The sequence below is a fragment of the Sulfolobus sp. A20 genome (assembly GCF_001719125.1).
In the GTDB taxonomy this organism is placed as follows: Archaea; Thermoproteota; Thermoprotei_A; order Sulfolobales; family Sulfolobaceae; genus Saccharolobus.
In genome coordinates, this window is record NZ_CP017006.1 from 2,206,019 (window position 1) to 2,221,610 (window position 15,592).

Annotated in this window: 18 protein-coding genes and 1 pseudogene; 16 read left to right on the forward strand and 3 right to left on the reverse strand. The window is 35.7% G+C overall.

Features of this window, described 5'->3' with window-relative positions; all coding sequences use genetic code 11:
- Window positions 1–26: 26 nt before the first annotated feature.
- Window positions 27–188 carry a hypothetical protein gene (locus tag BFU36_RS13895; RefSeq protein ID WP_156770079.1) on the reverse strand — a complete coding sequence of 54 codons (162 nt, stop codon included), beginning with the start codon at window positions 186–188 and terminating at the stop codon, window positions 27–29.
- Window positions 189–629: 441 nt separating this feature from the next.
- Between BFU36_RS13895 and BFU36_RS13900 the strand changes: the two genes are divergently transcribed.
- The 15 genes and pseudogenes from BFU36_RS13900 to BFU36_RS13660 all read left to right on the forward strand — a co-directional run bounded on the left by BFU36_RS13900 (window position 630) and on the right by BFU36_RS13660 (window position 12,111).
- Window positions 630–803, forward strand: coding sequence for a hypothetical protein (locus BFU36_RS13900; RefSeq protein ID WP_156770080.1), 174 nt, complete (start codon window positions 630–632; stop codon window positions 801–803).
- Window positions 804–989: 186 nt separating this feature from the next.
- Window positions 990–1,109 carry a zinc ribbon domain-containing protein gene (locus BFU36_RS14545; RefSeq protein ID WP_409349242.1) on the forward strand — a complete coding sequence of 40 codons (120 nt, stop codon included), beginning with the start codon at window positions 990–992 and terminating at the stop codon, window positions 1,107–1,109.
- A gap of 147 nt (window positions 1,110–1,256) precedes the next feature.
- Window positions 1,257–1,715, forward strand: a complete 459-nt coding sequence (locus tag BFU36_RS11455) for a hypothetical protein (RefSeq protein ID WP_069284151.1) — start codon at window positions 1,257–1,259, stop codon at window positions 1,713–1,715.
- A 2-nt stretch (window positions 1,716–1,717) separates the two neighbouring features.
- Window positions 1,718–2,212, forward strand: a complete 495-nt coding sequence (locus BFU36_RS11460; protein ID WP_069284152.1) for a hypothetical protein — start codon at window positions 1,718–1,720, stop codon at window positions 2,210–2,212.
- 373 nt (window positions 2,213–2,585) lie between these two features.
- Window positions 2,586–3,923 carry a dihydrolipoyl dehydrogenase gene (locus BFU36_RS11465; RefSeq protein WP_185957844.1) on the forward strand — a complete coding sequence of 446 codons (1,338 nt, stop codon included), beginning with the start codon at window positions 2,586–2,588 and terminating at the stop codon, window positions 3,921–3,923.
- Window positions 3,920–4,087: a hypothetical protein gene (locus tag BFU36_RS13905; RefSeq protein ID WP_156770081.1), complete on the forward strand. Its 168-nt coding sequence runs from the start codon at window positions 3,920–3,922 to the stop codon at window positions 4,085–4,087. The genes BFU36_RS11465 and BFU36_RS13905 overlap by 4 nt, the downstream gene beginning before the upstream one ends.
- Window positions 4,088–4,108: 21 nt before the next feature.
- Window positions 4,109–5,593, forward strand: coding sequence for an MFS transporter (locus BFU36_RS11470; protein WP_069284154.1), 1,485 nt, complete (start codon window positions 4,109–4,111; stop codon window positions 5,591–5,593).
- A 464-nt stretch (window positions 5,594–6,057) separates the two neighbouring features.
- Window positions 6,058–6,747 (forward strand): metallophosphoesterase, encoded by a 690-nt coding sequence (locus tag BFU36_RS11475; protein ID WP_069284155.1) that lies wholly within the window; start codon window positions 6,058–6,060, stop codon window positions 6,745–6,747.
- 231 nt (window positions 6,748–6,978) lie between these two features.
- On the forward strand, window positions 6,979–8,157 hold the full coding sequence (locus BFU36_RS11480; RefSeq protein WP_231961144.1) for an ABC transporter permease: 1,179 nt from the start codon (window positions 6,979–6,981) through the stop codon (window positions 8,155–8,157).
- A 250-nt stretch (window positions 8,158–8,407) separates the two neighbouring features.
- Window positions 8,408–8,800: a hypothetical protein gene (locus tag BFU36_RS11485; RefSeq protein ID WP_069284157.1), complete on the forward strand. Its 393-nt coding sequence runs from the start codon at window positions 8,408–8,410 to the stop codon at window positions 8,798–8,800.
- A gap of 338 nt (window positions 8,801–9,138) precedes the next feature.
- Window positions 9,139–9,336: a DUF1286 domain-containing protein gene (locus tag BFU36_RS14320; RefSeq protein ID WP_231961145.1), complete on the forward strand. Its 198-nt coding sequence runs from the start codon at window positions 9,139–9,141 to the stop codon at window positions 9,334–9,336.
- Complete coding sequence (locus tag BFU36_RS14325) at window positions 9,293–9,472, forward strand: hypothetical protein (RefSeq protein ID WP_069284158.1); 180 nt, start codon at window positions 9,293–9,295, stop codon at window positions 9,470–9,472. Before BFU36_RS14320 ends, BFU36_RS14325 begins: the two co-directional genes overlap by 44 nt.
- A 455-nt stretch (window positions 9,473–9,927) precedes the next feature.
- Window positions 9,928–10,232 (forward strand): annotated as a pseudogene (locus tag BFU36_RS11495) (type II toxin-antitoxin system RelE family toxin).
- Between the two features lie 502 nt (window positions 10,233–10,734).
- Window positions 10,735–10,974, forward strand: coding sequence for a hypothetical protein (locus BFU36_RS11500; protein WP_069284159.1), 240 nt, complete (start codon window positions 10,735–10,737; stop codon window positions 10,972–10,974).
- A gap of 6 nt (window positions 10,975–10,980) precedes the next feature.
- A complete protein-coding gene (locus BFU36_RS13660) occupies window positions 10,981–12,111 on the forward strand; it encodes an MFS transporter (protein ID WP_083216398.1) in 1,131 nt (376 codons plus the stop codon).
- Window positions 12,112–12,643: 532 nt separating this feature from the next.
- Here the strand turns inward: BFU36_RS13660 and BFU36_RS13915 are convergent.
- Window positions 12,644–14,185 carry a hypothetical protein gene (locus tag BFU36_RS13915; protein WP_069284160.1) on the reverse strand — a complete coding sequence of 514 codons (1,542 nt, stop codon included), beginning with the start codon at window positions 14,183–14,185 and terminating at the stop codon, window positions 12,644–12,646.
- Between the two features lie 232 nt (window positions 14,186–14,417).
- Between BFU36_RS13915 and BFU36_RS13920 the strand changes: the two genes are divergently transcribed.
- Entirely contained in the window at window positions 14,418–14,561 is a 144-nt protein-coding gene (locus tag BFU36_RS13920) for a hypothetical protein (protein WP_156770083.1), read from the forward strand.
- Window positions 14,562–14,714: 153 nt separating this feature from the next.
- On the opposite strand, the gene BFU36_RS11525 is transcribed toward BFU36_RS13920, so the two are convergent.
- A complete protein-coding gene (locus tag BFU36_RS11525; protein ID WP_069284161.1) occupies window positions 14,715–15,557 on the reverse strand; it encodes an undecaprenyl-diphosphate phosphatase in 843 nt (280 codons plus the stop codon).
- Between the last annotated feature and the right edge of the window lie 35 nt (window positions 15,558–15,592).

The window sequence follows — 15,592 nt, forward strand, 5'->3', positions numbered from 1 at the left end:
TTTTGTTCACCTCTAAGAAGATATCGTTAATTTAAAGTCAGTTCTTTTACAAGGCGATGAAAGCCTATAGCGGGGATGAGAAGTATATAAAACTCCTTTCTCTTCTTTTTTACGAGCAGGGAAGATAGTAAGAATATTGGGTTAGGAATCAGAGCTACTATTAGCCTAATGATTCTTCTGTCACTCACCTGCTTAACCTTGTTCAAAGATATGGATTTGAGATATTGAATGTTTGCGGGAAAGTAAGCTTAAGGAGAATCTAAATTGAAGTTCATAAGTGGACTCATCAAGTCTTGAAGGAGGAGTTTAACCTACGCCCTAAACTAGCATAAGATTATTATAGATATGCTATAGAAGTATTTAAGGGTAGGCTTAATAACCCTAAACGTAGTAGGTATCCTATCGTAAAGTTTACGTTGGTTAACTCCTAATATCTCATATAAATTAGACCTTAACAGGTTGATCGTGTGGATTGTCAAGTTGGTGAGCTACCAATGCTAGGTTATCCAAAAAATTTACCATTTTATAAAGATTGGGAGATTAGGGAGACTAGTTTTGAGGGGTAGGAAAGCTTTTCTGAAGGTATCTCTTCTCAAGAGTTTGAAGCTAAGGGAGAGGTTGATATTAACATGAGTAATGTCGTTGTTTTCAAGGCCGATGATAGGTACGTTAGAATTCCAACACGCTTAGATGATGATCATAATTATGAGAGTTCAGCCGAGAGTATGCAAAGGAAATATGACAGGAAATGGAAAGAGGGCATGAAAATATCAAATCACAAGAAGGCTAAAAACATTATATGAGGACCCTAGGAAGGTTGGATTGTTGATAAAGCTACGTTATTAGATGTCTCAGCGGTGTTCTTGGAGGATTTGAATAAAATGATTAGGAGGTTACTAGTAGAGTTTAGGGATAAGTTATATTTGATGCTTTATCATCGGGTTCAGTACTGAATTGAGCGGGAGGTAAAGAAGCATAGTCTGATTGATATTCACCCTAGGTTCTCCTTAACTAGTTGCCCTAAGTGCGGGGATAGGATTGGAGAGGTTACTTATAAATGTTTTCGTTGTGTTAATTGTGGTTATGAGAATGATAAAGATGTTTTATGAATCTTTATGGTTCTCGGAGCTTCTCGACATACAAGAGATGTAATTGTAAATATACGAGGGTAACCCTCTAATAGGGGGAATTCGGCTCTCAAATTACTAGATACTACAAACTTTATATAGAAGGAGGTAATAATATCTATAAGGATTATGAGTTTATGTGATAAGAAGGGTATGGAGCGATCTTCTAAAAGCTCGAGGGCGTTAAGTGACATCATAGCCTTTTTAATTACGCTAATAGTAATACTATCCTTTATCCTCCCTTTAACTTTGTATATTTTAAATAATGCTACGTCGGTTAGTCCTACTGTTCAACAACAAGAAAAGGTTATAGGTCCAGTTATAAATGTTACTTATTCTCCTCCTTTAATTTGCTTAAAATATCCTTCAAGTTTAGGTGGAGAGGTTGAATTACTTAATGTGTACAACTATACCTCAGGTTATTATTCGCAAGTAAAGATAACCCCTTATAGCTCACAGAACGGTGAGATAATATACGAAATTAGTAATCATCAAGAGTCTCCGAAAGAGCTAGTGGTAGAAATCTACTACAATGGACAGTTTTACTTTGCCTATTTACCTCAGTATGGTTATGCTCTGGTGGGGTAAAAATGCTTAATAAGGGTTTATCAAATGTAGTAGCTACAATAATTATTATTTTAGTATTCCTAACAGTTTTCATACCTTTTTTATATACTTATTTTGACGTTCAACAGTTAGGTAATGAATATCAGTTAATGGGAGAAAACGGGTTGTATTATAAAAATATTGAGACGACGGATCTTGAGACGGGGAAAATTCAGGTATCTTATTATGTATTCCCTCAAGAAGGTAATACATATCTGGCAGAAATAACGTTCACTATGGATTCTCAAATTGTATTAGGTCAGCTCAATTATCTGGAAATAGCTGGAATTTACAATTACACTGGTAGCCAATGGCAATTGATCTCATATATAAATGGAAAGCTTGTAAATTATCCATTACAGCTCCCCATAGGTTACGCAAGCACCTTAACCTTTTACGAAGCCTCTCCTTCTCCAGTAGTAATTCAGACATATTATGGCAATCTTTTGTTCTTAACTCCAAACTCGACTGGTTACTAAAAGTTTATCAAAAATACTGAGTATGTATACAGTGGCGTTATGAAGCTAAAAATTATGGGGTAAAAGGGTTTAATTTCAAAACGCCAAGAAATTGAAATGATAGACTGGAAAGGAATTAGTATTCTTATCGAAGACGAGAAAAACTTCAAGGAAGCTAATATATCTTTATGAGAGAAGCACAAGTGTGAACAACAATTTCGTTCTAGCTAACGTTTATTTCGGGTAAACTAGGAAAGTCAAATTTTTGAGTTCCGTGATTGCTGGCCTATGTAATAAACTTTGAATAATATACTTCTAATAAGCTATTCTAACAGACATGGAATATTTAAAGAGTGTTGGTAACGTTTTTATTTTTGAAAGTTTTTTTAATACTATGGCAGAATTTGACGTAATTATTCTAGGTGGAGGAGGTGCCGGGTACACTGCAGCCTTTGAGCTGTCTAAGGCTAACATGAAAGTATTATTACTTGAGCCTAAAGGAGTTCTAGGTGGGAATTGCCTCTATGAAGGATGTATCCCATCTAAAACACTGTGGTATGCCTCACATTTCATAGACGTGAAAAAGAGGCTACCATTTCTTAAAGTAGAAGTAGATTTTGAGAAGGTTATGGAATGGAAAGACACGGTTCAAGAGTTAAGGTTTGGACAACACGATGATGAGTTAAAGGAGCATGAAAATGTGACCTTTATGAAAGCTGAGGGTAGGTTAATAGACACTAACAAGGTTAAAGTTGGGGATAAGGTCTACACTAGTAAATACATAGTAGTTGCAACTGGTGCAAAACCTAATGTTCCCCCGGGTTTTGAGGATGGTATTACAACACATGAATTATTAATGCCAGGGACTAAGTTCAGAAAGTTACCAGAGACTCTAGCTATTATAGGCGGGGGTTATATAGGTGTTGAGATGGCTGGGATCCTTGCTAAGTTTGGTGTGAAAGTTACCTTGTACGCCCAGAGAATACTAAAAGTAGTCTCTCAAGAAGTTCAACAAGTGTTAGAAAATAGGCTTAGAGAACTTGGTGTTGAGATAGTCAAGGAGAGGTGTAAGGGGGTTAAAGCTGACTCTGGGAAGAAGAAGGTTTTAAGCGAGAAAGGTGAGAAATACTTTGACGAAGTTTTAGTGGCAACTGGTAGAGTTCCGGAGACAAGCCCAGTGGAGGGAATAGTACCTTTAGGTAAGAAAGGAGAGATAGATGTCGATTACAGTATGGCTTCTAAGATAGATAATATTTACGCCCCGGGTGATGTGAATGGTAGGCATATGCTATTTCACGTTGCAGTACTAGAGGGATGGATAGCAGCGCAAAACATTATAGAGGGCGGAAGACCAGTCGTTAAAATTGACTATAACGCAGTACCTTATGCAGTATATAGTGACCCACAAGTGGCGTGGGCTGGTATGTGGAAGGAAGACGCAATAAGGGCTGGATTTCAAGTCGAGGTAAGACGTTTCGACTTGTCAAAGGACTCTAGGGCACAGATAGATGGCTTTGCAGAAGGTTGGATGGATATCGTTGTAGAGCAGGGAAGTCAGAGGATTTTAGGTGCACAAATTGTAGGTGAAGACGCTGATTTGCTTATAGGAGAGCTGGCCTTAGTCACGGGTGAAAGATTAACTACTTATGACCTAGCTAGGCTTTCACAACCGCATCCAACTCAGTTAGAGAGTATTTTAACCTTAGCGAGAAAAATAACGAAGAGGAAATGAATGGGGTAAGGGCGTCACTTGGAATACTTTCGATTGAGGGGTTTGTGTTCTGGTTACACTATCAGTTTTTCACAAATGGAAAACTTACCTTAAATGAGGAGGAGTTCAGAAGTCCTAAAACAATACTTGAAAAGGAGAGAAGTTTGTTAGTTAACTTTAAATAAAGTTAAAATAGATATATCTTAATGCCTGATGAAGAGTACGACCTAAATTACGCTTACAGAGCGTTGCTCATCTTAGCTCCAATAGCTATTGCAGTAATGTACACGGAGGCTATGTTAATACCCTCTTTGCCAACGATTGCAAATGATTTTAACGTAAACTCCGCTACCGTAAGTTGGGTTTTAACAGCTTACTTAATAAGTGGTGTAGTCGCAAACCCGATTGTGGGTAAATTGGGTGACATTTATGGTAAAAAGAGGATTCTAGTTTACGTTATGATGATATACACTATTGCCGTAACACTTAATGGCTTTGCCCCTAACTTCACTCTGTTCATAATTTTTAGAACTATTCAAGGCATAGGTTTGGGGATGTTTCCATTAGCCTTTAGCCTAATAAGGGAGGAATTTCCACCTCACTTAGTACCTAGAGCTCAAGGATTAGTTAGTGCTATGTTTGGGATAGGGTCAGCGATTAGTTTGCCTATAGCTGCGACAGTTGCACAAGATATAGGTTGGCAGTATAATTATCACTTCGTTATACCCTTTGTTATATTGTTGACTTACTTAACCTCTAAGTACATTAAGGAGAGTAGGTACGTTAATCCTAATACTAAGATTGATTACATAGGGGCTGGTATATTGGGATCGTCTTTAGCCTTAATGACTACAGCCTTTTCAGAGGCCCCAACTTGGGGATGGCTGTCAACGTCTTTTCTAATAACTATGTTATTAGGTGTTGTGCTATTCACTACCTTCATATTTTATGAATTAAGAATACCATATCCTTTAATATCAATAAAGCTTCTGAAAGAGAAAAACGTGTTAGCGTCTAATATTGCTGCTTTTGTAGCAGGTTTCGGAATATTCATGGCATATCAAGCTATAACTTATTTGCTTGAATTGCCAAATCCTGTTGGCTTTAATTTAGATATTTTGAGTACAGGAATTACTATGTTGCCAGTTTCATTAAGTCAAATGGTTGGGGCTCTGTTTGCTTCAAGGCTTATATTGAGGTCAGGTACTAAATTCGTCATAGTGATCTCCTCAGTAATTCTATCATTCTTTTACTTTATACTCTCGCTTATTGCAATTTCTGGTTCTTCAGCTGGTTTAATTAACGTAGTATTATTCTCAGCTCTGGCTACGTTAGGTGCGTCAATGTTAAATGTTGTATTAATAAACATACTTACCTTTTCCGTCGAGAGAAGAGTTTTAGGTATAGCTACTGGTATGAACACTGTTTTTAGACTAATAGGAGGAGCCTTTGGTCCCTCTATAGCCGGTTCCTTAATATCTACTTACTATACCTATTTAGTTTATCCAATGTCCTTTGGTGGGAATAGTTTTTACTTACCAATTCAATTACCCTCTGATTACGCTTTTCAATTAACTTTCACGATTTCAGCACTAGCAGGATTAATGATGGCTATCATAGGTAGTATGACTAGGGATATTAGAATAGGGAAGATGAGAGTGGGTATATCTTCAAACATGGGGGAGAAGTAACATATTAATAGAAAAATCCCTAAAGTATTAACATGGTTATAAGGAAAATCTTATCCTTTAAGGAGGAGGTCAGATCCAGAAAAGTATATCCTTGATTTATCAGCATTCATGTATAACCTATTTTTATATTTATAACTTTTTATATTAAAAAATACAATTATGCTAACAAGTATGAGATTTATAACTCAAGAAAAGTATCTGGTAAGGAGGAGTCATAAATTCTGACTTCCTCTCTGCTTTAAAGTTCCCTTAGCGGTTCATTGTTTTCCCCCTCATTTTAGAGGCAGTCAAGAGGCGCAGAGAACCCCTCTTAACAATATCGACTTTTCCACCCCAGCCTTGTAAGGCTTTCATCATTTTGTAATAAATCTAAAGATATGGAATTATTATATTGGTATGTTAAAATTAAAAATTTGTAAAAATTAGAAGTTAACTTAATAAAGCATCTCTATCTATATAAATCTATGAGATTTTTATTAGTTAGTGATATACATAAGTCCTACGAGTTCTACAGAGGATACGATGAGTCTGTAGCAGTCGAATGGTTATTAGAAATAATAGATGAAACAAAGCCTCAAGTCCTCATTTCTGCAGGAGATTGGGACGAAGGGATGACTTCCGAGGATTTCGGGAGAATATTATCAAAAGTAAAGCTCCTAACAGTCTATGGTAATCATGAAAACTTTCCAATAATACAGAGATACGCTATACCGAATGGTAAAGTATTCGAATTTGGGGGTTTAAAAATAGCAGGAATTAACGGACTTGTAGGGGATAATAATATTAAAGGAATACCTATAACTACACCAACTCAATTTATGAACGCTATTTATAGGATAAAGAAATATGTGCCTAAACTGGATATTCTTGTGACACATCAGCCTCCTTATATTCCAGAGATATACCCTAAGATGAGACCTGATAATTACAATGAGTTAGTGTTTGAAGCAGTTGAGGATTTAAAGCCTAGATTGTTCTTCAATGGACACATGACTGCCGGCTGTTACTCCTCTTATAAATTTCCTTCCGGAACTAAATATCTCAGAGTTGATAGTTCTCAAATTTATAAGTGCTATGGATTATTAGAGTCTGAAGTGAATGAAGTAAGAGTATATAATGAGGATAATGAGGAAGTATTTTCTTTAACTTTTTGACCTTAAATTATATATAAAGTGTGTGAAAATTCACAATATATATGGCGATTTTATGTGAAAAGTTTACAAATTGATAAAACTTATAGGGATGAGTTCCTTTACTTCGGAGATTAACTTTTTAAATAATTTGAATAAAAGAACGGTAGCCTTCTTAGGTGGAGAGGAGGTAAGTGGTATGGAAAGTTTTTAATAGTTCAAGTATAATTATCAACTAGGTTGATTTAATTGAACTTGATTGATACTTTATGGTTAGCGTATAAGGGTTTGATGTCCAGAAAGGCTTTAGCTTTCATTTCAATTCTTGCAATATTTATAGGCATCACCTCAGTTTCTTACATACAAGCCTTCTCTACTGGCTTTGAGAACTCGATACTATCCATATTTTTCTCACTAAATCCTGAGAACATTTTTGTAACTCCAAATACTTTACCCTACGTTTCGCCTACAGATGTAGCCTTAATGCAGACTTTACCCGGTGTAAGAGGCGTTTATCCAGTGATAATTTTTCCGGGAATTGTTGATATTGCAGGGAAGGTAACAGATGTGACAATTATTGGAGTGAATAATATCTCAGCATTAATAGGGAATGTAGGATTAGAAAACGGTACTTTTTACCCTGCCTATGCTGTTGGACCTTATGCCGTAATTGGGAATGGAATAGCTAATCCTGTAAGCAATATCTATCTTCAACCTGGTCAAACGTTAGTAGTGAAATTACCTAATGGGAACAGTGTTCCTTTAACGGTTTATGGTATAATGAAGCCTGCTGAAACTGTAATAGGTAGTACGGCAAACGCGATATTTATACCGTTGAGCGAGGCTAAAGCCTTGTTTAATACGCCGGGTTATTCTTTAGTGGTCATACAGTCTGATGGCTTAAACGGTATTAATAGTATAGTGAACTACTTAAAGGACATCTATGGTAATGGATATACTATACAAACAGTTGAACAAATAATATCTGAGATAAGAGTTGCTTTAGTAGGTTTTTCGTTCTTCCTAATAATAATAACATCTGTTTCACTTCTAGTTGGTTCTGTTGGAATCTTAGGGATTACTTTAGCAAGAGTGTACCAGAGGATAAGGGAAATAGGTATAATGAAGACTTTAGGTTTAACTACTAGGGATATATTGCTTATAATACTATTTGAAGCTATTATTGTTGGGCTCATAGGGGGAGTGGCAGGGGTAATCGTAACGTTTTTAGTAGTAACTGGGGTGAACTTAAACGGGATTTCAATAAATTTAGGACCAGCATCTAGTTCAGGTCTTACTGTATTCTTATCACTCTCAGCTCAAGACGTTTTGATATCTTTAGGTATAGCGATTTTAGCCAGTGTTATAGCAGGGATTTATCCAGCGTTAAAAGCGTCAAGACTAACAGTTATCGAGGCTATCAGAAGGGATTAACAAACTTATCCCCTTGGAAGTTTCCCTTCGTAAGCAAGAGCAATAAATTTTGTACTTTTTGGTAATATCTATTTATCTTGAATGAAATGGTTTACTGAAATATTTTTCTATTGATTTTTCCCTAGAAAAATTACGTTTCTTTCCTATCGGAGTAAAATCTTAACCTTAAGGGTAGAAGGATTTAAATTATGCGATATAAATTTCATACTTTTTAACTTATTTTTAAAAAGTCATGATCCTCTAACAAAATATGTTTTACGAAATAGCCTTCATGATTCACATGTTAGGCTTAATAGGCTGGGGTGGATTAACTACCGGTGCTTATTACTTGTTTACTTTTTATAAGCTTACTGATGTTAAGATTTTAACAGCTTATAGGAGGTTAGTCTACTTAGAAATTATCTCACTTATAGCAATGGCTTTATCTGGACTTTACATGTGGTCTAGGTTAAACTATCCTTCATGGGTTTATCCAGCACTTGTCATCTCTCCTATTTTAGCTTATGGTGAATACTTGCATTGGAGATTAACTTACGTGAATGACATTAACACATTTATGTCAAAGATGAAGTACTTATCGTTATTTTATACTGTTCTCGCAATATTTCTCATTTACGATATGGTATTCAAACCTAGTTTTTGAAAGCCTTTTTTTAGAAGTTAAATAAGAGCCAAAAAAGTTGAGTATAATATTTGTCCCTCTCCTCTATATATATTCTTGAAACGCAGGAAGGGTAAAGTGAAGGAAACAAGGGTCTGGACGAATCAAGTAAGGTTGGGGCTTTAAAGCCCATTAGCTATGAAACGATGAAGGCGGTAGTTACTTTATTGTCGGGGAATTTTTAGTTTATTTGCTTTTGTCTGCTATGATTTCTTAGGTAATGTGATTATTGATAGACTAGGGCATAAAGAGGTTTTCACTAAGTAAGATCAGATACCAGTTAGGACTCCTTTAACTCACACTTTGCCTAGGAGTGTTCTTTGGGTGTTTTATCCATTATTCCGATAATTGTTCTTCTATTCCTCTCTGATCGTCTTTCTCTAAAATTATACTTAATAATAAATGGAATAATAGTAGGTCCTTCTCACATGCTCTTGGACTTGTTTACGGAAAGGGGGATATATGTGAAAAAGAATGGGAAGTGGAAGAGGTTTGCCTTATCCCATTATAAATTATGATAATCCTTTCGTAAATGGTTTTGTAATGTTCTTAGGAGTTCTTATGCTTATCGTATCAGTAATTTATTATAGTTATAATATTAAAGATAATAAAGCGAGAAACGAAAAGTCTTTGAACCAGTTTTCGCAGAAGTAGGGACGGGGCAAGTGATGAGATTCCCAACAGGCGAACGGTGGGCGTGAGTGCTAGAGCCGAGACCTGTTCTAATGTTCCACTCCTTCTTTAAGGTAAAAAGGTTCTTCTTGTTTTGGATTAACTTAAGCTTCTTAAAAGCATAAGCTCTTTTTCCAATCCTTTTTGGGTAGATCATATGAATTCATTCCTTTATACTCTTGACCTTTCAATCCCTTTAGAATATTCCAAAATGGGGGATATAGGCGGGGAAAAATGATTGAGAAACGAACCACTGACTTCTGATGAGACCCTTGACCGCTGACCCCGCCCTAATACTAATTTCTTCTTTTAGAGTGAAAAAGTTTTCCAGTTTTCTGAAAACTCCCCTATCTTAGGTCAAATAATAGTAGACTCATTAATATTACAAAATTAATACTAAACGATGGATTTTTAAATTCTAATATCAAAATCTAATTATAATGTGCAAGAATTGGAAAATCAGTTACGCTATAAGAGGTGTAGAGAATGATAAAGAGCTGAGGGAGTTCTTATTAGAAAATTTTCCTAGCCCTAAGGTGCTTAATTTGATTAAAGGAAAGATCGATTTGATAACTTCTAACCCTTTTAAGTACGCTAGAGAGAAATTAGGTAGAGATAAGTATAACAATCCGATGTTTTCGATAGAAGTTACGGGCAATATAAGGATACTCTATAGTGTTGATGCAAAAACTGTGTTATTTACGTTTGGAGGATTGGGTTCCATAAGAAGGTTTACTCTTAGCCTTTTCCCTTTCTTCAGCCACTTTGATAAGCTCGTCCCAGAACTTATCATGCTCTTCCTTGCTCTCAAAGACTACAAGTGTTACATCCTCTTTCTTCACAATATTCATATGTATAAGGTTGTTGAAAGAGGATAAAATGGTTTTGGGAACTAGACGGTGTGTGGATAACAATTTCATTTACCCCATTATTCCAACTTATGTCAATAGATTTCGAGTAAATTGTATTGAAGAATATTTTTAGCCATCTCGTCATTGTGTTTCTCGTTGAGTTAGTGAGTGTTAGGAAATCAAACCTATTCATCTTCTCGCCACAATAAATAACCCTAAAAATACTTTTCCACAATAGACAAAATTCAATTTATATCAACCAAATTGTTGTTCACACACGAGTTGTATAAACTTAATTCTCTGACTGAAAACGCTTACCACGGCGCTTTTTAATTTAACAAATAATTCCGTAGAACCAAAAATAAATATGAGGGATTAGTCTAATTTATCTATATGGTTAAACTTGTAGTAAAGTACAAGATACAAGGAAAGACTTACTCGCTGAGGCTTGAAGGAGAAGACTTGGACAAAGTATTGCAGGAGCTATGTGAAAAATTCGACATTAAGGAGTATTCGGTATCTGAACTAGTTAGTATATCACCATTAGGTAAAATTATAGGTACCGTTACTTCAAACTTACTCTCACACTCTGCTGACTACAAGATCTCCGACGATAAAACAACCCTAGGTTGAACAAGGTTGATCAAAAAAGATAATTTCTTCTACTTATCATTATCCACTTCATTATCAACCTTTGGTAACTCTCTATGGATTTTCTATCTACCATTAATCCTCCTGAAAATTGGTTTAGACGTGACACTGCAAGGAATCATATACTCAATCGCAACGATACTGGGGATTATCTTGTCTCCAGTCTCAGGAATATTGGTGGACAGGTACTCTGCCAGGCTAGTTCTCTTTTCCTTCACCACCTTAGCTTCCTTGTTAAACCTTATTTTGTACTTCGGAATAACTTACAATTTAAGGGATTTTTTACTAGCTTGTGTAATCCTATATTTGAGTTTAATTCCTCCTTTCATTTCGGTAGCATCTAAAGTAATATTGGCTGAGTCTAAGAGACCAGCCCAGGCATATGGGTTATTCTTATCTATAGCCTCAACACCAAGCATTATAGGACCATTCCTAGGCTCTTTTCTGATTAGTAATGGCTTGTCCCTTCTTATCTCCTCTTTTATTAATGTCGTTAGTGCGGTATTGAGATTAAAGGTCTTTGAAGTGAAAGGAAATAATATTGACCAACGCGGAATAATTTCCGGAATAATCTCGGCACTCATGCAGCTTAAACAAAAAAGATTAATGATTTTATCCATTTCCTTGGGTCTGTTTTCCCTTATAGCCTCACCTGACAGTTACATACTGATAATCTACAGCGTTGACCACTTAGGCTTTGATAAAACGACCTTAGGCATATTCTATTCAGTCCAAACCTTATTATATACAGTCGTACCTGCATTGATAGGGAGAATCGCTTCACGGAAAACCTTGATATTAGCGTATATTCTTGAGGGGATTTCTTTTTACTTACTCACAGTCACGGGGTCAACAATTGTTGGCTTTATGATTATGACCCTCTTGGTGTTTTCAGCAATAGCATGGGAGGTATCGTTTTTTGGGGAAGTGGCTAAAATTGGAGGAAGGGGAGTAAAGTTTGGGATTTTGTCTGGCATATCAAGTTCATCTACAGCCATTACCTTGGGATTTTCAGGTTACTTATACCAGATTAGTTCGACCTTGTTATTCTACTCGTACGTAGTGTTGATCCTCTTCTCGTTGCTAGCGTACATAATTGCGTTATACAAAGGCTCCTAACGTTTCCTTAAAATTGAGAGAGATGCGCTTAGGTTATTCTTCTCCATTTTTGTATCAACGCCATTTTACAAAATTTTTGTAAAAATGTTTTTTCTCATATTCTTGAAACTTATCAGCTAACTCGTTAGCCTTCAAACGTATCAGTGTGTAGTCAGTGAACCTTGATTCATGTTTACAAAAGCTACTCTGACTACATTAGATACTCAATTATAAGGGACCGGATAATCAGTACTTATCGGGGACGTATAGTGTGTTGACAACAATTTCATCCATCTCCATAAAATTTTATTCCAACTTATGCCAATAGATTTCGAGTAAATTTTGTTGAAGAATATTTTTAACCATCTCGTCATTGTGTTTCTTGTTAAGTAAGGTGAGTGTTAGGAAATCAAACCTATTCATCTTCTCGCTCTAATAAATAACTCGCCCTCACCCAAAAAAATACTTTTCCACAATAAAGAAAATTCAATATATATCAAACCAAATTGTTGTCCACACACGCCTTAAATGGCGAGGTTTGCCGTTCTTTTTATCACGTCTTACGTATTAGTAACAATAGTGCTATAATTACTATGATAATTATTATTCCTATAATTACATAAGCAATGGGAAAAGATGTAGTATGATAAGTAATTGATGGTGTAGTGGTCGTAGCAATCTTGCTTGTACTCAAATTTGACGAAGGAATTATAGATGTCGTTGTAGTAGTTAATGTTGAAGTAGATGTAGATGAAGTACTTGTTGTAGATGTTGTAGTTGTGCTCGTTGTAGTAGTTGTCGTAGTACTAGTCGTAGTAGTACTAGAAGTCGTAGTAGTCGTTGTAGTTGAAGTACTGGAAGTCGTAGTAGTTATACTAGTCGTAGTAGTACTGGAAGTCGCTACTACGCTTATGACTAACACGATTACTTGAGTTTCTGATGCTGAAGACTCAAGCTCATATATATAGCCTTGATTATATACGGCAATTTCTAGATGTCCAGATTGTCCAGATGATTGAGATGAATGTTCATAAGCTATTGTGCCATTATAATACATTATAATTGTGTTGATCTCTGATAATAATGGGTCAGTAGAAATATAATTAACCCCTGATACAATTATATAATGATTAGCGAAACTAACAGTAAGAGGAGTTTTAATGTCCTTTATGTTAATAACCTTATATTGATTACTTGTTAGATTAACCCTCAATAGGTTGCTTCCTACAATAACGTATAAAGTATCATTTACGATTTTAGAAGAACTTGGTATAATAGTACCAGCTACGGGTATTTTGTATAACACTTTGCCATTAGAGACATTGAGAATGAGGGTAGACGAGGCATTTGATACTATTAAGTAGTTTTGTTCTAAAGAAGCCCCTTCAAATCCAACTACACTTATATTCCACTTTCCTAGAAGGTATATTGCAGAATTAAAGCTTCCAGTTGATGATAAAGGTGTAAGGGAAATAGAAGATGCTATTGAGGGTATTCCAGTAATTACTAATAATCCGTATTTAGTCTGATAAACATTAGTTACGTACGTTCCATTAAATGTGTAAACCTTAGTCGGTGTTATTAGAGTACTCTTATTTACACCTAATGATACGTATACTATCCCATTTGATGTCGGAAAGCCCATAGTGAAGTTATTGAAAAACTTCCAGCCAGTTATGTCAAAGCCATGTAGTATTGTAACATTTGCCTTAGCGTGTTCAATTAAATTTGTGGTATTTATAGGTATGAGTTGTGAAATGTTTACATAAATCGTATTAATTACTGCATATGATTCATTGTATATAAGGATCTCTGAAACTTCACTAACATTTGTGGCATATGGACTAAAAGAGTCAACTAGAAATCCTTCGCTTCTATTTACGAAATATATTAATGATGTTATGTTTACGCCACGAGATTGAAATGAGGTTGATACGAGTTCTGTCGTTACAAGGACACCGTTTCCGTAAGGAAACTCATAATAGCCTATGCCATTCAATGTTATTACATTAACCGTTTTAAGTTGTATTCCCGCGAATGCAATAAGCGATAACAAAAGAATTACAAACATTAAAATGACATTTCTTCTATTCATATTTTTCTCTGAATTTAAAGTGGTATATATATTTTTTGTTCATGATTAAATTGATAATAGAGAGACAAACCTCAAATTTTAAGGTAGAGTAAAAGTTATTAAGACAAAAATATCTCTCGTGTTACTACCCTCTGCTGACCTCTATCCCGCCCTAAAGGGCGAGGTTTGTCCTCCCTTTTTCAACTTAATGAAGATGTGTAGCTGATTATCACTCCAGCAATACCAGAGGTAGTTGTTAGACTATTTCCCAAACGGTTTTCAACAAAGGAGACTAATTAAGTTAGCTGACATAACATCAAAGATGTGGAACGAAGTCAATCATGAGGGAAGACAACAGTTCTTCAAGAAAGAAAAAGTAGACCTAAAAGGTACTTGAGACAAGTATTATGAGAAGTATAAAGGTGTATCGGGAGTTAATGCACAGCTATATTACAGAAGAATAACGAGGGTTGGTCAGCATTCTCCTCCATTATCATTCCTAATCTCTTCCACCAGAGTAACCCCTTAGACCTCAGTAGAACCCTCACCTTTAGGGCAAGTAGGAGGTCAGACCGCTTATAATTCCGCTAATTAATGCTATAGCTCCTAATGTGAATACAAGGAGAAGTATTCTATTACTCTTAGCGAACCTCAGCAACGACTCTATTAGAATTAGGCTGACTAGCGTAGCTACAATTATTGAAATTACCAATGCATTGAGACTTATAATATGTATTACATTAGTTACTGTATGCTTTGAGATAATAACCGAGACCCCTATAGCCCCTAATGCAGCTGGGATTAAGGCTAAGAATGATAGCCTAAAGGCTTCTTCAGGTTTTACGCCAAGTAATAATAACGCTGACGTGGTCATCCCTGACCTACTAACTCCGGGTAATGCTGCTAAGCCTTGAGCTATTCCAATTATTATGAAATCCTTAAGCCTCATGTCCTTTAAGCTTCTATTTGGGACGAATTTCTTTCTAGATAGGTAGATCACTAGCCCATCAATTATTAACACTAAGCCCAGAATACTCATTGGTATTCCAACTACCGGTCCAGTTATCAGATTCACTATAAATAGATAGATAGGAACTCCTACTATTCCAGTGATTATCGTAACCACTATTAAATAAACCAATAGTTTTAAATCACCACCTTTACCCAACTTCACTATTGCCAAAATAACGTTGTACACTTCTCTCCTAAAGTATATTATAGCAGCGAATATGGTTCCTATCTCCATGAACAGTCCAAAGGCATAACCTTGTGAGAAGGACAAACCCAAGATAAGGGTTGAGACCAATAAGATTTGGGTTTTACTACTAATTGGTATCCACTCACTTATACCTTGAACGATCCCTAAAATAATCCCAATTAAGATAGCGTCCATGTGTTGATCAATATAGGAAACGTTAAAAATTTTCC